The sequence below is a fragment of the Rhodopirellula sp. UH5 genome (assembly GCF_056839225.1).
Map to the genome: position 1 here is coordinate 1,359,828 of NZ_CM166390.1, position 19,464 is coordinate 1,379,291.

19 protein-coding genes are annotated in these 19,464 nt (G+C 56.3%); 11 read left to right on the forward strand and 8 right to left on the reverse strand.

Translation table 11 applies throughout. The annotated features are described in order from the left end of the window. The first annotated feature begins 35 nt into the window (after positions 1 to 35). Positions 36 to 2,564, forward strand: coding sequence for a right-handed parallel beta-helix repeat-containing protein (locus tag UH5x_RS05080; RefSeq protein WP_482636130.1), 2,529 nt, complete (start codon positions 36 to 38; stop codon positions 2,562 to 2,564). 317 nt (positions 2,565 to 2,881) lie between these two features. On the opposite strand, the gene UH5x_RS05085 is transcribed toward UH5x_RS05080, so the two are convergent. Next, positions 2,882 to 3,319 (reverse strand): hypothetical protein, encoded by a 438-nt coding sequence (locus tag UH5x_RS05085; RefSeq protein ID WP_482634945.1) that lies wholly within the window; start codon positions 3,317 to 3,319, stop codon positions 2,882 to 2,884. A 139-nt stretch (positions 3,320 to 3,458) separates the two neighbouring features. Here UH5x_RS05085 and UH5x_RS05090 point away from each other — a divergent pair, with 139 nt between their 5' ends. Beyond that, positions 3,459 to 5,495 (forward strand): flagellin, encoded by a 2,037-nt coding sequence (locus tag UH5x_RS05090; protein ID WP_482634946.1) that lies wholly within the window; start codon positions 3,459 to 3,461, stop codon positions 5,493 to 5,495. A gap of 390 nt (positions 5,496 to 5,885) precedes the next feature. Here UH5x_RS05090 and UH5x_RS05095 read toward each other — a convergent pair whose 3' ends face one another. From UH5x_RS05095 to UH5x_RS05115, 5 genes are all read right to left on the reverse strand, one after another. Beyond that, positions 5,886 to 6,914, reverse strand: coding sequence for an AI-2E family transporter (locus UH5x_RS05095; RefSeq protein WP_482634947.1), 1,029 nt, complete (start codon positions 6,912 to 6,914; stop codon positions 5,886 to 5,888). Further along, complete coding sequence (locus UH5x_RS05100) at positions 6,914 to 8,233, reverse strand: mechanosensitive ion channel domain-containing protein (protein WP_482634948.1); 1,320 nt, start codon at positions 8,231 to 8,233, stop codon at positions 6,914 to 6,916. Before UH5x_RS05100 ends, UH5x_RS05095 begins: the two co-directional genes overlap by 1 nt. Continuing rightward, positions 8,223 to 9,479, reverse strand: coding sequence for a DUF2254 domain-containing protein (locus tag UH5x_RS05105; RefSeq protein WP_482634949.1), 1,257 nt, complete (start codon positions 9,477 to 9,479; stop codon positions 8,223 to 8,225). Before UH5x_RS05105 ends, UH5x_RS05100 begins: the two co-directional genes overlap by 11 nt. 8 nt (positions 9,480 to 9,487) lie before the next feature. Continuing rightward, positions 9,488 to 10,897, reverse strand: a complete 1,410-nt coding sequence (locus UH5x_RS05110; protein WP_482634950.1) for a mechanosensitive ion channel domain-containing protein — start codon at positions 10,895 to 10,897, stop codon at positions 9,488 to 9,490. A 164-nt stretch (positions 10,898 to 11,061) separates the two neighbouring features. Further along, positions 11,062 to 11,733: a hypothetical protein gene (locus tag UH5x_RS05115; RefSeq protein ID WP_482634951.1), complete on the reverse strand. Its 672-nt coding sequence runs from the start codon at positions 11,731 to 11,733 to the stop codon at positions 11,062 to 11,064. Positions 11,734 to 11,959: 226 nt separating this feature from the next. Here UH5x_RS05115 and UH5x_RS05120 point away from each other — a divergent pair, with 226 nt between their 5' ends. Continuing rightward, entirely contained in the window at positions 11,960 to 13,000 is a 1,041-nt protein-coding gene (locus tag UH5x_RS05120; protein WP_482634952.1) for a YheT family hydrolase, read from the forward strand. 120 nt (positions 13,001 to 13,120) lie between these two features. Here the strand turns inward: UH5x_RS05120 and UH5x_RS05125 are convergent, their stop codons facing one another. Both UH5x_RS05125 and UH5x_RS05130 read right to left on the reverse strand, forming a co-directional pair. Further along, entirely contained in the window at positions 13,121 to 13,609 is a 489-nt protein-coding gene (locus tag UH5x_RS05125) for a hypothetical protein (protein ID WP_047813668.1), read from the reverse strand. Positions 13,610 to 13,677: 68 nt separating this feature from the next. Continuing rightward, entirely contained in the window at positions 13,678 to 14,133 is a 456-nt protein-coding gene (locus tag UH5x_RS05130) for a TIGR03067 domain-containing protein (protein WP_047813669.1), read from the reverse strand. A gap of 490 nt (positions 14,134 to 14,623) precedes the next feature. Between UH5x_RS05130 and UH5x_RS05135 the strand changes: the two genes are divergently transcribed. The 8 genes from UH5x_RS05135 (at position 14,624) to UH5x_RS05170 (ending at position 19,325) form a co-directional block, all read left to right on the forward strand. Next, a complete protein-coding gene (locus UH5x_RS05135) occupies positions 14,624 to 15,055 on the forward strand; it encodes a CsbD family protein (protein WP_047813823.1) in 432 nt (143 codons plus the stop codon). A 2-nt stretch (positions 15,056 to 15,057) separates the two neighbouring features. Further along, positions 15,058 to 15,444 (forward strand): hypothetical protein, encoded by a 387-nt coding sequence (locus tag UH5x_RS05140; RefSeq protein ID WP_047813670.1) that lies wholly within the window; start codon positions 15,058 to 15,060, stop codon positions 15,442 to 15,444. Beyond that, a complete protein-coding gene (locus tag UH5x_RS05145) occupies positions 15,441 to 15,650 on the forward strand; it encodes a hypothetical protein (protein WP_482634953.1) in 210 nt (69 codons plus the stop codon). The genes UH5x_RS05140 and UH5x_RS05145 overlap by 4 nt, the downstream gene beginning before the upstream one ends. Before the next feature lie 5 nt (positions 15,651 to 15,655). Next, positions 15,656 to 16,141 (forward strand): phage holin family protein, encoded by a 486-nt coding sequence (locus UH5x_RS05150; protein ID WP_482634954.1) that lies wholly within the window; start codon positions 15,656 to 15,658, stop codon positions 16,139 to 16,141. A gap of 5 nt (positions 16,142 to 16,146) precedes the next feature. Further along, on the forward strand, positions 16,147 to 16,416 hold the full coding sequence (locus UH5x_RS05155) for a hypothetical protein (RefSeq protein WP_047813672.1): 270 nt from the start codon (positions 16,147 to 16,149) through the stop codon (positions 16,414 to 16,416). Positions 16,417 to 16,528: 112 nt separating this feature from the next. Next, entirely contained in the window at positions 16,529 to 16,858 is a 330-nt protein-coding gene (locus UH5x_RS05160; protein ID WP_047813825.1) for a DUF4235 domain-containing protein, read from the forward strand. After that, entirely contained in the window at positions 16,855 to 18,099 is a 1,245-nt protein-coding gene (locus UH5x_RS05165) for a M20 family metallopeptidase (RefSeq protein WP_482634955.1), read from the forward strand. The genes UH5x_RS05160 and UH5x_RS05165 overlap by 4 nt, the downstream gene beginning before the upstream one ends. A 107-nt stretch (positions 18,100 to 18,206) precedes the next feature. Next, complete coding sequence (locus tag UH5x_RS05170; RefSeq protein ID WP_482634956.1) at positions 18,207 to 19,325, forward strand: glutamate--cysteine ligase 2; 1,119 nt, start codon at positions 18,207 to 18,209, stop codon at positions 19,323 to 19,325. The last annotated feature ends 139 nt before the right edge of the window (positions 19,326 to 19,464 follow it).

Genomic DNA, 19,464 nt, shown 5'->3' on the forward strand with positions numbered 1-19,464 from the left:
CTCGCACACTGACTCCCCTCCTGCTCGCGTGGATCATGATGGCGACAGTTGTCTCCGCGGAGACAACGTTGCAGGTCAGCAAAGATGGTCCGTTGCGAACGCTGGCGGAAGCCCGCGACGAGATCCGCAAGCGGCGAATGGAGACACCGAAGGAAGCATTTCGCGTGCTCGTGGGAGACGGTCGCTATGAAATCACCGAGCCACTGGCGTTTGAACTCGGCGATGGCAACGTGGTTTACGAAGCCGTCGCGGGAACCACCCCGGTGATCTCAGGAGGTCGACGCATCACGTCGCAATGGACGGAGGGAGAAGGCGGCATTTGGACCACTCAACTTCCTCCGGACTGGCTTTTTGAACAACTGTGGGTCAACGGCCAACGCGCTGTGAGAGCACGTGAACCCGACCACTTCTTTCACTATCTCGTTGCTTGCCGAGAACAGCCAATCGACGGTGGAAAGCGTGCCCAGCAAACGCTTTCGGTTCGTCCCGAGGACATCGTCGGCCTTGAAGGACTCACTCCAGAAGAGATTCGCCAGGTCCAACTACTCGCCTTCCACAAATGGGATACCACGCGTCGATTCCTCGACAGCGCCAACGTCGAGAATGGTCAATTGGTCACTTCCGGTCGGAAAATGAAGTCCTGGAACCCACTGACCCGCAACACCGGTTACATCCTGGAAAACTACCTCAAGGCTCTCGACGAACCCGGGGAGTTCTTTCTGGCGTCCGGAGGGCAACTCAGCTACCGACCGCGATCAGGCGAGTCCATGGATGACGCTGAGTTCATCGTCCCCGTTTGCGAGAAACTGGTCGTGATCCGGGGAGATTCCTCCCACGACAAGTTCGTTGAGGAGCTCGAATTTCGTGGCATCGCGTTCCGCCACTGCGGAATGCTCACGCCTCGATCCGGGTTTGAGCCATCGCAATCCGCCTCTCCGATCGAGGCTGCGATGCAGATCGATGGGACAAAAGGCGTTGTCTTGGATCACTGCGAAATTGGCCACACCGGTGGTTATGGCATCTGGTTCCGCAAGGGTTGCACGGAAGGAGTCCTGAAGCACAGCTTTGTGCACGACCTGGGCGCAGGAGGAGTGCGGGTCGGTGAAACAAGAATTGCAACCAATGAATCGGAACGGACCCACGACATCGTTGTCGACAACAACATTGTCTACGACGCTGGGCATCTCTTTCCGTGTGCGGTGGGCGTTTGGATTGGCAACAGTGCCGACAACCATGTGACACACAACGAAATTGCCAACATGTACTACACCGGCATCTCCGTCGGTTGGCGGTGGGGATACGATCGAAGCCTGGCGAAGGGCAATCGGATCGAACACAACCACATTCACCATCTCGGCAAAGGCTGGCTCAGTGACATGGGCGGCATTTACACGCTTGGCCCGTCTGAAGGCACAGTCCTACGAGGAAATCGCATCCACGACATCGAGTCTTGGGGATACGGTGGCTGGGGGCTGTACAACGACGAGGGCAGCACTGGCATCTTGTTGGAAAACAATCTTGTCTATCGCACCAAGTCCGGTGGCTACCACCAACACTACGGTCGCGAAAATGTGATCCGCAACAACATCTTCGCCTTCGGTCGTGAGTATCAAGTTCGACGCAGCAGAGTTGAAAAGCATCTCTCCTTCACCTACCAGCAAAACATCATTCTGTGGGACTCCGAAAAATTGTTTCATGGCAATTGGGGTGACGATGGCGTTGAGATTGGTGGCAACTTGTATTGGCGAATGGGCAAGCCTGTCGACTTGAGCGAGGCCGACACCAGCGAGAATTCACTCATCGCTGATCCGTTGTTTGTCGATCCTGCGAAGGACGACTTCCGGTTTGCAGACACATCGATCGCTGAAAAGATTGGCTTCCAGCCGTTCGATGCGTCACAGGCTGGCGTTGATGGTGATGAGGCGTGGAAAGAACGAGCCAGGTCGTTGTCGATGCCAACGATGCAACAGGCCCCCGCCCCTCCGCCGCTGACCTTTCGAGAAGACTTTGAGTTCGGTGATCTTCCGGTTGGCTCATCTGTTTCTGCCACGCCGGACCTCGGTGGAATCCAGGTGATCGATTCGGCGCTCGCAAACAGCGGGAACAAGGTCTTGCAGTTCACCGACACTCCCGGTCAAAAGCATCGTTATTATCCGATGCTATCCATCCAACCCAAGCACAGCGACGGCACAACGAGTTGCAAGTTCGCCATCCGCCTCGGAAACAATGCGGTGTTCCAGCATGAATGGCGGGATTCCTCTCACCCCTACCAAAGCGGTCCCAGTTTGTGGTTCGAGAATGGCCAGCTTCGCTCCCCGAATCGTGTCCTGACGACACTCCCCGTCGACGAATGGATCCTCGTTGAGGTGACCGCCAAACTCGGAACAGACGCGGGCGAGTGGAGCGTTTCCGTATCAATCCCCCACCAGCAAACGCAAACATTTGACGGCTTGCCGCTCGTCAGCGACAAATGGAATCGTCTGGACTGGCTGGGCTTCGTCAGCCAAGCCGATGGCGATGCGGTGGTCCTCCTCGACGATCTCCAACTGACTCGAACGGAGTAACACCGTCCAAGTCCAAACGGTTCCTCGTCGTTTGCACCACCGTCTGCCAAGGGATGTCGTGATGTCACGACCAGCGAACGCGAAAAAGGTCGGCAGGAGTCTTCCGGCATTGGAACTGTTTGGAAGTGCGTGGTGGCTTCCACGCCCAACCGGGGCGAACGCTGAATGGCGATCAGCGTTGCGGTGATGCTCTTTCCCTGCGACCAACTGAGCTGCGGCGTGTCCTTCGTCCAACCGTCCGCGTAACGCTCACCGATGATCTTGCCATCGTATGCGACCACCAAGGCCCGAGTGTTCTGATCCTCTTGCGTCATCGCTCAATCCAGCGCGGCAGCGACTGCTTTGGAGTCAACGCCATCGGGAACCGGAACGGTCGCTCCGACATCCCCCATGGGCCACTCCTGTGTGGAAGGATCGGGCGGGTTTCGGGGAACTTGAACGGGTTCGAAAAAGACGTTTGTTTCGCCGCGCGGCAGAATCGTGCTGCCTTGGTCCCTGGTGTACCGAGCGCTGCGGGGCGGAGCATCGGGAGCGGTCACCGTGACGATCTTTCGAGCCTCATCGACCTGATACTCAAACTCAGGTTGCCAACCAAAGTACGAAAAAGAGGCGATGTCCTGCGCGATGACTTCCTCCGCGGTCCGCTGATAGTTGCGCCCCACCACCCACAGTCCAGAACAGAGATGGTGAGCGCAGATCGCGGCCCGAAACTCCATGTTCTCCTTGGGTTGAAGCGACTGTAGTGGATGGGGCATGTGGGCAACGGCATTCGCCTTTGTTTTTGGCAGCCACACGAGGCGCTAATTGAAGCTGTGTTTCAAAAATGTGTCATGGTTCCATACCCCCCTGCCGTCACTTTCGCTACACATCCTGGCTCACGTTGCCCCCGTCGCCATGACCCGAATCAACACGAACGTTTCGTCGTTGGTCGCCCAGAACCGTCTGGCGTCCAGCAACCATGATCTTCAGCAATCGCTAACTCGGTTGTCCACCGGCTTGCGAATCAATAGCGCCTCCGACAATCCCGCCGGCCTCTTGGCAGGCCAAGCTCTGCGAAGCGAGATCACTGGCCTGACCAAGGCGATCAGCAACACCACCCGAGCCAGCCAGATCATCAGCACCGCCGACAGCGCGCTCGGCCAAGTCAGCAATTTGCTCAATGACGTCCGAGGATTGGTGGTTGAGGCAGCCAACACGGGTGCATTGTCGAACGAGGAAATTGCCGCGAATCAATTGCAAATTGATTCGTCACTCGAGGCGATCAACCGAATCTCTCAAACAACGACGTTCCAAGGCAAAAAACTGCTCGATGGATCGCAAGAATTCATCAGTACATTGGACACGGTCCCCGGTGTGACCGACTTTTCGATCGACCAAGCGAATCTGGGCACCAGCGGCAAAATCGACGTGGAAGTCAATGTCAGTTCCGCGGCGGCCAAGGCGGAGATTTCCGTGGCCGCTGGAACCTTTGATCCGCCGCTCGATGGAGAAGCGGTCGCCACCAGCAAGCTGGAAACCAACACGTATTATCATGCGGTGCTCAATGACAGCGGCATCCGCATCACTGGCGACTTCGATTCCGTCCAATTTGTCGACGACGGCAACTTCAACAACATTCCTGCCGCATCAATCGCCGGCGGTGTTCTGACTTTGCGTTACGACTCCTACGATCAGCCTCATGCCATTGGTTTGAGCGCGTCAAGAATCAACGCTCTTCCCGGCATCGAAGCCCATTACGAGGGAGGCTATTCAGAGCACACCCAGCAAACTGGCGGTGTGACCCCAGTGCACGCCGGCCTGGAAGTTCGCCGTAGTGATGGTGGAAATATCGCGATCGCCTACACCGATGCGGATCAAGCCGCGACAACCGCCTCTTTCGATGAACAGACCAACACTGTCAACATCGCATTGGGAACGGACGAAACCGGGAAGGGGTTTGTCGACATCGCGCAACTGGTCAACGACCTCCCCTCGCTCTCCGGAGGTGCTGACCTAACCGCCACAGTCATCGACAGCGATGGGGAAGAAGCCACCGGATCATCGCAACGCTTGAACTTGACCGCCGCTGACCTCAGCACCAACCTCACGAACTTCCAACCCAAGCTGAAGGGTGACTTGATCTTCGAACTCAAAGGGAGTGCCGGCGGAGAAACCTTTCAATTTTCCGAGGGTGCCACCGCTCAACAGATTGCTGCCGCTGTGAACTTGGTCAGTGATTCAACCGGGGTGGTTGCGAGCATCGACGACGGTCTTCGTTTCACCAGTCAAGACTACGGCAGTGGCGAATCCGTCGAAATCGAAGTGATCCGAGAAGGTGACGACGGCACATTCGAAAGCAACCTGAGCCAATCCCGAGGTCTCGGAAGTGACGTCGAAGCAACCGTCAACGGTGTGAAAGCCGGTGGAAGTGGGAACAATCTTTCCATCAACACATCCGGCTTGGATTTGTCAGTGACCGTCGAGGAAGGCAGCAGCAGCAATTTCCAATTCAGCATCACAGGCGGTGGCGCCACCTTCCAACTCGGCCCCAATGCCACCAGCACCCAACGAGCGTCACTTGGAATCGGCAGCGTCTCCACCGGAAAACTGGGCGGCGCGTCAGGACGTCTCTACGAGTTGGGCAGTGGACAAGCCAAGTCGCTGACAAACGACGTGCAGGGTGCCGCCGCAATCATTGACGAGGTCATCAGCAAAGTCGTTGGCATGCGAGGCCGCCTAGGATCGTTCCAAAGCACCACACTCGAGAGCAACCTGGTGTCGCTCAATGAGACCAAAGCCAATTTGCAAGAAGCAGACTCCTCCATCCGCGATGCCGACTTCGCTCAAGAATCTGCCAATCTGACCCGAGCACAAATCTTGGTTCAATCAGGAACCAACGTGCTGTCGCTCGCCAACCAAAACCCACGGAATGTCCTGTCACTTCTTGGCTAAGCAGGTCGGCAGGATTGATCGGGCACAATCATGTGAGCCGTTTGGGCGTTAGCCCCGGTTGTACCTGGGAGCAACGACGCTTACCGAAACAGTCCAAATGCCGAAAGACTCCTGCCGACCTGCTTAGTGGTTTGTCAGGACTTGTTTTTAGGGTGGTGGACGAGGCCACGAGTCCTGAACTGGCGTCAAATCCAAGGACTCGTGGCCTCGTCCACTACGATCAACCCTCACTTTTAGCTGTGACAGACCACTAGAGCAGAATAACATCTCATTCGTCTGCCTCGCCGTGTTGATGCTATCACCCCCATGGCGAGATCCATGAACCTTCCTTTCAGACGGTGATTCCGCATGCTTGTGAGCCAGCCATCTCCGAGCTTGACACTGGCGCCATCAACTTTCCAACCAGTCCTCGACGTAGACCTGTTTGATCCACAGCATGCTGACCGCGAACATTGGCGTGGCAAACACGATTCCCCAGAATCCAAAGACCAACCCGCCGACGATCTGCGCCAAGATCACCATTGCTGGCGGAAGTTCGACTTGGTGTTCTTGAACCATCGGCGTGATCAGGTAGCTTTCAATCGTCTGGATCACCAGATAGAGAACCAGCACGCTTATCAAGGCCGTTGTTCCCTCCTGGGATGCCAACAACAACGCAGGCACCACTGCCGCGATCCCGCCAATGTTCGGGATGAACGTCACCAAACCAGCGAACACCCCCAATTCCAAGGGCATCGGAACGCCGATCACAGCCAATCCGATTCCGAACACGATTCCCACCAGCGCCATCGCAATCAAACGACCGATCATCCACCGCCACAACGTTGTCGAAGAATCGGAGAGCAAATCAGAAGTCTTGTCACGCCACCCCGTTGGCAGCAGCCGAATCGCACCAACGCGGTACTTGTCGGGACTGATTGCGAAGTAGATGGACAGGATCAACAGAATCAGGAAGTCCGCCATTCCACCGAACGCGGACGTGAAGAAATTCTTGGCCAATCCAATCGACTTGCCTGACGAAGGCATCATCGAACTGAGCTTCGCATCGTCCTTCAAATGATCTTCCACCAACGGTTGCGTCTTGAACGACTCAAAGGATTCTTGAACTGAACTTTCGATTCGGTCCTTGAACTGAGTGGCTTTGTCCACCGCCGAATTGGCGAACGAATACAACATGACACAGGACAGCAATGCAACCGCTGAGATCACCCATCCGACCCGTGCTTTATGAGACAGCGATGCTGGTACCACGCGTCCCAGAACCGTGGCCAATTGGTTCAGCACCACCGCAATCAAAATCGCCCCGAAGATCAACGGCACCAAATTCCGAGCAACGTAGAACAATGCCGCAACCGCCACGACGAGCAGCGTGATGCCGCTGGCAATCAGAACGCGTCGTGCAAAACCAGTGTCATCCATCAGGAATCGCTTTCGTCTGTTTGAGAGGAGTGAAACTTGTCCGACTCGCCAGTTTGAATGGATGGTTCAGGCGACTGAAAACCAAGCTGTCCTGGGTTCTTAAAGGTCAGTGTCCGATACGGGAATGGAATTTCAATCCCGGCTCCATCCAGTTCTCGCTTGATCGCCGCAACCACCTCGTCGCGACTGCGACGGATATCCAAGGGCTTGGATCCGGCCCACCAGGCAACCTCAAAGTTGATGCTGGAGTCCGCGAATTCTTTTGCAAAGACCTCGACAGTCCGCTTGCCTTGGACACTCTCGCAAGACTGAACCGCTTGCTTGATCACATCGCGAGATTGATCGACGTCTTCGTCGTAGGCGACCCCACAGATGATTCTCACTCGACGCTGTGGCTGACTGGTTAGAACGTCCACATTGTTCTTGAACAGCGTCGCATTGGGAACGACGGCCAACTCACCATCCAGCTTGCGGATCAAAGTGTTGCGAATCGTGATTTGCTTGACCTCTCCTGTCACGTCACCACAGGTGATGAAGTCACCTCGGTCAAACGGGTAGCCCCACAAAATCAAAATCCCGGCGAAGAAGTTTTCGAAGATATCCTTGAATGCAAAACCGATCGCGACTGACCCCAGCCCCAGCACGGTCAAGGCCTTGGAGGGTGTCATCCCGGGAAAAGCAACAACGGTTGCGATCAGCAACCCCACAATCCAGATTGCAATCAACGTCAATTGATTGATCAAGTCCTTGAGACTGGTTCGCATCCCGCGTTTGTCCAGCAATCGATGAATGACCCAGCTCGCGAGCTTCGAAAGCAATGACGTGATGAGAACCACCACCAACGCCGCGACCAACAAAGGAGACCGAACCAGAAAATCGGTCCACAGCGAATCCAGGGATTTGCTGACGACATCGCGGGTTGATTCCAAATTCACCGCACTGTCAATCGCCAACTCGTTGATCACCGCGACCACGTCTTCCGTTTTCCGAGCCACGTTCTCGGCCCACTGCCGGTGTTCGTCCGTGTCAGCCTTCCCTCGGATCGTGACAATGCCGCTTTGCAACTGGACCTCCACATCGGTCAGCCAGCCAGCGTTTTTGGCGGAGTCAAAAATCTCCGTCAGTCGATCACGAATCGCATCGTCGTCGACAATGTTCTGCACGGCGACCGTTTCCGCGGGAGCATTGGTTTCCACCGTGGGTTCCGTCTCGTTTGCGTCTTGCCCCTCCGCGTGATTCAGGCTCACGAAGAGGCAGACACAGAACGCTGTCCAGACCGACCACCGACGCCCGCGACTGAATTGTGAATCAGTTTTCATCGTGCCAGGCCTGTTCGAGAGTACGGATGGGTTCTTCGATCAACTGGTTGAGCGTCTTGCAGTCTGAGATCTGAATCACGCGTTCCAGGGACGCAATGAAATACTGCGACACATTTCGATCACCACGAACATAGGGAACCAACTGCCAAATCATTGACTGAACGAAATCCGCCCGCGTGACCTCCGTTGTGATGATTCGCAGTTCCTCGTTCTCATCCATGCGGTAGCGTGTCGGCAGCTTTCGCTGTGACAGCTGAATCAATCCATCCGACAACCAGTCGATGCACTGCATGGCAGTGAAGGGATCATTCACGCCCGGCGACAGCGCCCGGGTCGCGACTTCCACAAATTCGTTGAGGATAAAGAACACATCCTGAGTCGGCGTGCGTGAATAGCCAATCGCGAAGCCGCGTCGAATCTGACGTGCGTCGTCGTCGCTCCAGCCCGTGATTCGTGTGACCTCGGCAATGACTTCACTGCGGCAGACAAAATCTCCCGGACGCTTGACCAATCGCACCACCGCTTGCTGTTCCTTCGCAAACCGAATCAGTTGCTCGTCGTCGATCCCTTGCAGGTACCCCGCCCCCTCCGACGTCACCACATGCAGAAAATCATTGGAAAGACTCGGGACATCCTGCTCTTCCTCCAAGGCTTGCCCCATCGTCTCAGGATACAACTCGTCAAATTTGTTCGACATGTCGATCGATAGCCGACGCAGCACGGTCGAAATGTGAATGCTGTCAGGCACATGGTGAATGAAGTAGATCAGCTCACCGACACTGGCGATGGTCAGCACTAAACTGAGAAACAACGAAAGCTGTGGAACAAAGGCCTCCACCGTCAAGTCCCAACTCTCAGGAACCGACCCGCCGCGCACGACCCGCAACACCAACAAGCAATACAAAAACGTCGCGACGAATGTTCCCAACGTGATTTGGTTGCCGCGATCTCGCATGAAGTTGTCCAGCAATCGCGGACCAAAGTGCGATGTTGCATGCGACACAGCGAGAATCGTCAACGAAAACGTGACGCCGGCGACCGTGATCATCGATCCTGCGACCGTCGCCAACAACGCCCGAGCCCCGTCGGGTTGATTCATCGACGTGAACCAATAGTCCTGCAACCAGGTGTACCCGAGGGTACGGTCCAGCCAGATCGTCAACTGGGAAAGCACGATCGCTGAAAAGACCATCAACGAGGGAATGAACCAATAGCTTCCTTTGATTCGGTAAATGAGCTGTTGCAAGGTAGCCTTCATGCGATCAAGTTCGCCTCACCCTCGACGGTTTCGTCGTCCTCTGTCGCTCGCAGCACTTCGCCTTGCTCGGGGCCCAAGTCTCCTTCGCCAACCGACGTGGTGGGTTCGGTGACTGACGGAGCCCTCTGCGGCTGTGCAGGTGGCTTGGTAGGCAACTGATCCACCATCTGCACGGGCACACCTCGAGGGAAAACCAATTCGCGAGCTTCATCGGGCATGCTGATTCCTGCTTCCGTGAGTTTCTGTTTCACCAGTCGGATGACACTGCTGCTGACCTTCAGAGGCGAATGCGTCGTTTGGTCGAACCAGTAGTAGACACGCAAATTGACAGTCGCTGACCCCAGAGATTCAACAATCGCAATGGCCGCCGGATCATCCACCACGCCAACGTGATCCTTCAAGACCGACATCACGATCTCCTGAGCTTCCACGATTGAATCTTCAAATCCTATCCCCACGGTGAAATCCTGGCGGCTCAGCGGGGTCGCGGTGTAATTGATGATCTTCCCTTTGAAGACCGTGCTGTTGGGCATCTGAATCTGGTTGCCTTCCAGGGTGTTTAAAACCGTCCCGCGAGTCGTGACCTTGCGAACAAAGCCCTTGGCCCCTTCCACTTCGATCAGATCACCGACCCGGAATGGATGATTGAGCGAGAGCAGGATGCTGGCCAAGTAGTTTTCGGCGATGTCTCGAAAAGCAAATCCCAAAGCCAATCCAACCAAACCGGTGCCGCCCAAAACCGTGACCGCCAATCGGGTCAGCCCCGAAACCCGAAGAGCGACGTAGGTGCCGATGATGAAGATCAGCACCGCAACCACGTTCCCGGCAACTTGACGCAACAGCGAACTTTCAATCCGCGAACGAGTGAACCAACGTGTCAATCCAGCTCCAACTCGGGCCAGGAAATAGGACACGATTGAAACTGCGATCGCAACCAGCACGAGCGGCAACACTCCGGTCGCCTCGCGGCCAAGTTGCTTGAGGGATGCTATCGCGGGAGCAAAGTTCCAAAGAGGCAACTCAGCGACTTTGAGCCGATTGACAACCGCAACCACGTCAGACGTTTTGATTGCCGTCGACTCGGCCCATTCTCGATGACTCTTTGTGTCCGATGTGCCGCTGAGAAACGCGACACCACGATCGACCTTCACCTCCGGTTTGTCGAACCAACCGGTCGCCTCCATGATCTCCTGCAACCGTGACTCGATTCGCTGATCACTGTTGACGGGATCGACCTGCACTTCATCGGCGACCTGCACTGCCTTCTTCGTCGATTCCGTTTCACTGCCAGTCACTTCCGCGGCCACATCGTCGGCGGTTGGAGTTTCGTCTTGTGAATGGGCATGCTCTCCACACACGGCCAAACCGAGCACCAACATAAGCAGCGCCCTGCACGAAACATTCATCAACCGAATCATAAAGCCACACCGAGTGCAGGGAAGAAACAAAATTGGCACGGGGGCCTGGAAGAAGCGTACCAGCAAGAAGGGCACAGAAGGATCGGACGCCCCAGGGCTCGGATTCGAGCCTGGGCATCATGGTGCCTGCAGAGGAAATCCTGGCAGCCGACCTAAAAGTCGACGCGGTTGTTCTTGCTATCGAAGCGGGCTTCGTAGTCGATCTGAACCAGATAGTCTTTCAGTGCGACCACTTCACGGATATCCAGCTCGTCTTTGATCGAATCAACCGCTTCTTCCATGCGTTTGACCATCCGGTGAACCTTGATGAAATCGAACTCTCGGTATTCAGTCTCCGGCTGATATCGTTTTGCCAAGGTCTTTTCGATTGGACGGCGGTACGGTTCCAACACGGGACTGTCCAGCGGTTCGGGCCAGAAAATTTCGCCGGTGTCTCGCTTGATTTGATTCTCATTCAAACGATCAGGCTTCTGTGAGTTCGCGATCTTCATTCGATCGGACGCTGACAAGCGATCCTCCTCAAGTTGCTCCTCTCGCAACTCCTTGAGGTCATAGTACAGCTCGACTGACTCTTTCCTGTTCTCGAGTTGTTTCGCGATGGCCTCTTGAAATCGCTTCGCCGAAAGCGAACGCAGGACGGCTCCACGCCCCAACCCTTCGGCTAAATCGCCTCGAGATTCCAGCACGTCGCCTGCGACGGTGGATGCACCATCGTTGTCAAACAAACCGTCGTCCGCGTGAGTGATCGTGATCGCGAATAACACCGTCAGTGCTGTGACTGCGATCGCGACGGCGGCGTGTCGGGAGTGGGTTGAATGTGTCATCGTTGGTCCCCATCGTTGAGTGCTTGCGAAGTGTTTGGTTTGAGAGGATCTACGCAAACACCGTTCCAATTGGCGTTGGCCTGAAATTCGCTACTCAATTGGCACCTCCCTTCTCACTTGCGAATCAACGCAAAAAACGGGGAAACCATGACGTCCGTCAACAATCTGAAATCCATTCGAGGGTACAACTCTCACCAATTTCAGCCTCGCCTTTCCAAAGTCACCCATGCCTGATGCCTGTCCGACAGACGCGGACGATTCCACCCCTTCCGCGAGACGCATTGATTCCATTGAGCCCTTTGATCCACATCCCCTTTGCCGTGGAGGCTGGCTGCAAACACTCTCGGTCAAATGGTTGAATCCACGGCTCGATTTGCAATCTCGACCGGATGCCATCGCCATCTCAGTGCCCGACGATCACACGCCTCCGGACGAGATGAGTGGCTACTACTTTCCAGCCACGCAGAACTCTGGAAGCAAACCACTGGTGACGATTTTTCATGGGATGGGCGGCCACGCGCTCAGCCGGTACATGCGTTCGCTTGGGCAACGGCTCAACACCAGCGGATTTGATGTCTTGCTTTGGAACCACCGCGGCGCAGGACGATCCTCCTCAAATTGCTCGCGATTTCATCACCCGGACTTGACCGCGGACATTTGCCATCTGACCGAACACCTGAAAGCTGAACGATCAGCCTGGACCAGAAACGGTCTCGCCTGCGTTGCGTTCTCTCTAGGAGCCAATGTGATGTTGAAGTACTTGGCAGAATCGGGTTCGAAGTCGAACTTCGACGCCGCGGTCAGTGTGTCCGCCCCGCTCGACATGAGCATCACTTCACGAAATCTACAAACGGGATCGAACCGCGTGTTCGATCAATACCTGCTGAACAAACAACGCGATGAACTCCTCCGAAGCTCGGCAAAGCTGACTGAGAAAGAACGAGGCACGCTCGAATCAGTCTCCTCCGTCTGGGAGCTCGATGACGAATTCACAGCGCCCCGTTTTGGGTACGAGGGAGCAGAAGATTATTACGCAGACAACTCAGCGATCGATTCCCTGCAAAAGATCCGCACGCCGACGCTACTGTTGCATGCGAAAGACGATCCTGTTGTTGTCCCGGATGTCTTCGAAGGCATTGAATGGGAAAACAACGCGGCTTTGCACCCCATGCTGTGCGATTCCGGTGGTCACACGGGATTCCTTGATCGAAACCGTCAGCGCTGGCATGAATCCGCGGCCATTGCATTTTTCGAATCGTTTCAGTGATCAACCGGAACGATGATCAACAGGAATCCGCGACTTTGAGACGAGACTCACAAGAACGTGGCTGGACCGACGTACGCCGATCCAACCACGTTGCTCTTGATGCTGCCTCCCCATTTCAGTTCAAGCCTCGTATCGTTCCATCGAAACGGGATCACATGTCTGCAGGGTTTGGGCAGCGGTGTTCAACTTGGCCTGGTCCCCTTCAATTACGATCAGCGAAGAACCAGCGTTCAGGTTGGATTCGTAATTGGCACTCGACTTCTCATCCAATCCCCAGCGTTTGACAGACGCAAGCAGACCACCACCGACAGCTCCGGCCGCCATCCCTGCGATCGGTCCTGCGACCAAGAACGGCCCGATCATCGTTGGCGCTGCGAGCAGCGCTCCAATCGCGCCGCCCGCAAGCGTCGCTGCGCCGGTCGTCTTTTCGGGTGGTGGTGACGAAGCCCGATCACTGCTGCCGCTGCCAGACACAACGTCATGTCGCTGGTCAGCCGCAGTGATGACACTGAAGTCAGCGGCTTGATACCCATCTTTCTGAAGTGCCTCGACGGCGATCGCCAACTTTTCGCGGCTGGAATACTCGGCAACCAAGCATTGATGACTCATGACTTTTCTTTCTTTGTGGGTGGTCTAAAAACGGCCTCGGGAACGGGTGCAACCTCACAACAACACGATCAGTCTTCCCGTTCGGCTTCAAACAGCATCACTTTGCTTCCTTTGGGCGATTGAAACTCCTTCGGCCGATCGGCGCCCGGCAAGGCATAGCAAAGTTCAAACTCGTCACCCTCCTCCATTTGAATGATGCCAAGCGATTTCATCGGAGGCATTCCTTTCATCTCGGTAGTCATGTCGATCTGAACGGGCTTCTTCGTTTCGTCAACGGTGAACAAGGCTCGGTACACCTCACGCTTCTCGCGATCGTAGGTGATGATCATGTTCTTCTCGATCTTCATGATCGTCCCCTCCAATTCATCCTCGGGAATCTCTTCCCCTTGGTTCACGCCCTCTTCCACGTCCCAAACGCCTGCCAAACGTTTGAGCAGCGGCTGCGTGTGTTCGTCACCCTGAGCTGGAACGATGGAGGCGAAAACGAGACAAGGCAAAACGGCGAACATCGAATAGCGTGACATAGCAATGGTCCTTCGCGGAAGCAGATATATGGTTGAGACCCGCCGAGGACAGGCGAGTTGCCCTCGTCACCCCCGGTGAGCCAACGCTGCGGAAAGTGGAGCGTTCTGAACCTGACAACGAACGCAATCGCCATACCACCTGGATTCGACAGGCTCACCTGTTTCCTCACCGAAACGCTGACGCCTCAATTGGTCGGCAAATTGGAGGGCCTGCCTCGTTGCACTGGACGACAACCGACCAAGGTGCTCGGGGAAGCACCGGCAACGCCTCGCCACCCCACTCGAATGTGCGCACTGGTTGAAATCAAGTCGTGAGTTCTCGAACCCAGACAAAGGGTTTTGACCAACGCCCGCTATACCCAAAACGTTGTCACAACCGAGGACCAAAAAATCCGAACAGGTTTTGGCCCGCGAAATGCGTTTCTCATCCAACGCCATCTCAGACGAGATTGCAAGCAAGACAAAACACATTCAAAAAGGAGTTCAACTCATGGTTAATCGTCAAGAACTGCAGGGTCACTGGAACGAAGTCAAAGGCCGCCTGAAAGAGAACTGGGGCCAATTGACCGAAGACGACCTGCAACAAGCACGCGGCTCAGCCGAGCAACTTGTCGGCGTCGTGCAGCAAAAAACGGGTGCCACTCAGAACGAGATCGAGAAGTTTCTCGACAGCGTGCTGAATCGCAACTTCGGTGACCAGGCCTCCGAAACCGTCCAACAGTACAGTGAGGCAGCCCAAGCCGCCGCCGCGGATGCCGCCGCCTACGCTCGCCAGAATTACCAGCGTCTGGCCTCCCAGTCCGGCGAGTACGGGGCCAAGTTGGCCGACACCGTGCGAACCCGTCCAGGCGAATCACTCGCGATCGCATTTGGATTGGGAATCGCCGCTGGCGCACTGTTGTTCTTCGGAAACAAGAAGTGATCATGGCGACCACGTTAGCAACCAAGAAGCAGTCCGCGGCGATCAAGCAGCGAATGGCTGAGATCCGAACGGAACTTCCTTATGAGGTCGACGACGCTCGCGTTCGTGTGCGTCAACTGACGGACTGGAAGTACCACATGTCTCGACACCCTCTGCCAATCTTGGCAGGTGTCGCGGCCCTCGGGTTCTTGATCGTGCCCAATCGACGCAGACCGGACCGGATCATCATTCGCGAAAGCTCGCGTCCTGAGCAAACGTCTCCGGAACCGGCCAAGAAAGGGCTGATGGCTGGGATTGCCGGGACCGTGATGACTCTCGCGATTCGGCAGGCCAGCACCGTGGCAGCTCATCAAATCAATCGCATCCTGACCAACCGAACGTCCACATGATTGCTCCCGCACATTCTCGTCCACCCAGACGCATCGAGTTCGACGAGGCTCTTCCAGAGTCACTCGGCCTCGATGCGGATGGCAAGACACCCAGCAAACTGAAGTTCATCAACCAATCCGTTGCCAAGTACCCAACCGCCTCGCTTGTCGCGGCGGGCGTCTTTGGTGTGGCTCTTGGTTGGATCGTTAAACGCCGACCCGTGTGATCGACATGCCAAACAATGCCAGCATTCAAAAAGTCCTCCGGGATGTGCTTGACCTCTGCGAACTGCAACTGCAGTTGATGTCGGTCGATGCTCAGGCTGCGAAACGCAAACTGACCACCGCGGCAATCTTTGCACTCATCGCGCTCGCACTCGCGGGATCCGCGTTGACCGTGTCCCTGGTTGGCTTGGGATTCCTACTCGACGAGATGACGGAATTGTCGACGGGTGGCGCCTTGCTGACGCTCGCCGTCGTGACCTTTGCCGTTGTGGGTAGCTTTCTGTTCATCGCTGCGAAGGCAATCCAGGCCGCGACCGATGCAATGTCCGAAACCAAGTCGGAGTTGGCTGAAAACGTTCGTTGGCTCAAGGCCACGATGCTTTCGCCGTCCACTTCCGCACGAAATCAGCTGCGTCGAGAGTCCTTTCAAACGCATCGTGAGCCGCCCAACTATCACTCACCCGAACCTGTCACTCCACTTCCTCAAAGGTAATTGTCATGAACGAAGCAACCACACCACAGACCCAAACCGGTTCTTCCTCGAACACCGCGAATATGAACGGCATGTCGGACCAAGCACGTGATGCGGCCGATCGTGTTGCACATGGCGCGATGGACTTCAGCCGCGACGCGGCTCAACACTACGTCAAGGAGCCGGCACAAGACTTGTTCGCGCTGGCGAAGGCTTACGCGAAGGACCATCCCGACGTGGCTGCTTGCTGGGCATTCGGCTTGGGCGTCATGGTCGGCTGGAAACTCAAGCCGTAAGCGTGGTCCCCGCCCCTCGGGCGAATTCCCTTCCGCGTTCCAACCGATGGCACGCTTCAAAATTCTTTCCGAGCAACCGCATCTGGTTGCTCGTTCACCAAGGACATCTCCCATGCACGAACAACTTGAACAGCTCAAGGAACGGACCACAGATCTGTTTGCCGACGAACCCGATGGCCGCAACCAAGGCATTGGGCAGACTGAAAATGCCATCGCTTTCGCAGCAGCGATCGGCTGCACCTTTCTGGTTCGACAAGCGTTGCAAGTGGGATGGCGTGCTGCCTTGAAGCGAGATCCACCGAAAAACCCAGCTTCCCATGAGGTTCAGTGGCGAGAGGCATTGATGTGGGGCGCGGTGTCGGGCGCCATCGTCGGTGCTGCCCGGATTGCTTCCCGCCGGGCATCCTCCTCGGCCTATCGCTCAATGCGATCCGTCTCATGATGATCGAACAGAGTCTGCTTGACCGCTTGCAAGCCCTGTCGCGTTCCCACGCCATGAAAATGCGAGAGGTGCGCCGCTACCTCCATCGACATCCGGAACTCTCTGGCCAGGAGTATCGCTCGACTGACTTCCTCGCCGAGATCGTCACCGATCTGGGACTCCATCCCAAGCTCGCCGACGACAACCGTGGTTTGTACGTCGACATCGGGGAAGAACTGCAGCTCGGACGAACCGCCATCCGCGCCGACATTGATGCGCTGCCGATTCAGTCGCTGGTCCAACAGGAATACGCCAGCGACACCGAGCAAGTCATGCATGCCTGCGGGCACGACGCTCACTCAGCGATCGCCTATGGCGTCGCAGCGATCCTCGCGGAACTCGCTCGAGATGGCTTTCCTGTCAACTCCCGCGTGATCTTTCAACCGGAGGAAGAAACCAGCCGCGGCGGGCTTCACATGATTCGGTCGGGCGCCCTCCAAGGAGTGAGATCGGCAATTGCACTGCACGTGGACCCCACGCGTCCTGTCGGCACCATCGGAATTCGCGAGGGAGCCTTCACGGCGGGATGTGATCTGTTCACGGTGGAGATGACCGGCCCCGGTGGCCACGGCGCAAGGCCTCATTTGACCGGCGACTTGGTCGGGGCGGCTTCCCAATGGGTGACGGATATCTACCGTCGTGTTCCCCGCGCGATCGACGCACGCGATGCGGTTGTGATCAACGTTGGCAGCTTTCACACCGGAAATGCACCCAACGTCGTCCCTTCCAACGCCTCGCTCAGCGGCACCCTTCGCACGCTCTCATCCGAAAGCGCCGAGCGAGCAAAAGAAATGATGGCAGAGATTTCGCGAGCGATTGCATCGATTCATTCCTGCCGAATTGACTTGAACTTCGGGCAACACACACCGCCTGTTATCAACGACGTCACCGTCGCTCGGCGACTTCGAAAAGCGGGCGAGGAGATTCTGGGCGAAGCAAACGTACGTGAAATCACGCAACCCAGCATGGGTGCCGAGGACTTTGCGTTCATGGCACAGCAGGTCCCCGCCGCCATGTTCCGACTCGGCGTTGCGGGCATGGACCTGGGCAGCGAACCGCTTCACACACCCAAGTTCGACATTGACGAATCCGCGTTACCGATCGGCGCCAGCGTCCTGGCTCTGGCTGCGATCCAAGACACGGCAGATTCAGATTCGTCATTCAACGAATTTCCAAATCTGAATTCGCCTCGCTTTCAGTGACTCAGTCCGGCGCTGTCATGCACGGAATCACTGTCGTCCTCCCCTGACTTCGTTCCTGTCCCGTCCGGTATCCAATCGGCGGTCCACTGTTTGATTGGAGATCCCTCATGTCGTACACCATCCCCACCATCGGCGTCGAAGAAGAATACCAACTGGTCGACCCTCAAAACGGCGAATTGATCCCGAACTGCAAGGAGGTGATGCAGACAATTCGTCGCAATCGTGGCTCCCAGGAGGTCGGATCAGAAATCCAACATGAACTGCATCTGAATCAAATCGAGATGGCTTCCGATGTTTGCAGCAGCCTGGAAGAGGTTCGAAATGCTCTCCATCAAACGCGTCACCTGTTGATCGAAGCCGCCCGATCAAACGAGACCGAGCTTGCCGCAGCCGGCACGAATCCGCTGGCAGTGCCCGAAGATGAGGCCCTGACACCCAAGGACCGATACCTGGCGATGACAGATCGGTACCAACAGATCGCTCGCGAATTGTTCATCTTCGGCTGTCACGTGCATGTCGCGATGGAAGACCGAGAACTCGGGATTCAAGTCATGAACCGTTGCCGGCGTTGGCTCCCAATCCTGCAAGCAATCACCGCCAACTCGCCATTCTGGAACGGAGTGGACACGGGCTACGCGAGCTACCGCCGTGAACTGTGGGCTCAGTGGCCGATGGCCGGGCCGCCCCCGCAGTTCGAGTCACTCGCTGACTATTCAAGGTGCGTTGATGACTTGGTGGCATGCGGCGCGATCCGAGACGAAAGCTTTCTCTACTGGGACATCCGATTGCCAACTCGTGTGCCAACCATTGAGTTTCGAGCGGCGGACGTCATGACCCATGTGGAGGAAACGGTCGGGTACGTGGGGATTGTCCGCGCCATCGTGATGCTAGCGATCTCAGAAGCTGAGCATCAACGCCCCATCGCGGCGATCCATCCTTCTGTCCTTTCCTATTCCATTTGGCACGCCGCCCGGTATGGAATGAGTGATCAGTTGATCGATCCGGCGTCCTGCGAAAAGATCCCCGCCGCCGACCTGCTTGGGCGTCTGATGGCAGCTCTTCAACCAGCTCTGCTTGCCACCGGCGAAGCCCGCCCGGTGGAAGCCTTCGTCAACCAATTGCTCGCGACGGGGACTGGCGCGGATCGCCAACGCCGTGGCGGAAATTTGAGCAACGTGGTCGCTCAGGTGGTCGCCGAAACAGTCCCCACGGCCATGGCCACTTGAATGTTGGCCCGAAAATTGCTCGGCCATCAACCAAACTGATCGACAAACGATTCTTCAAACGATAATCTCTCACACTGGGTGATCTCCTATGGCAGCAGGCACCGCTCTTCAAGCCCCTCACAATGAGACGGGGGCCCAA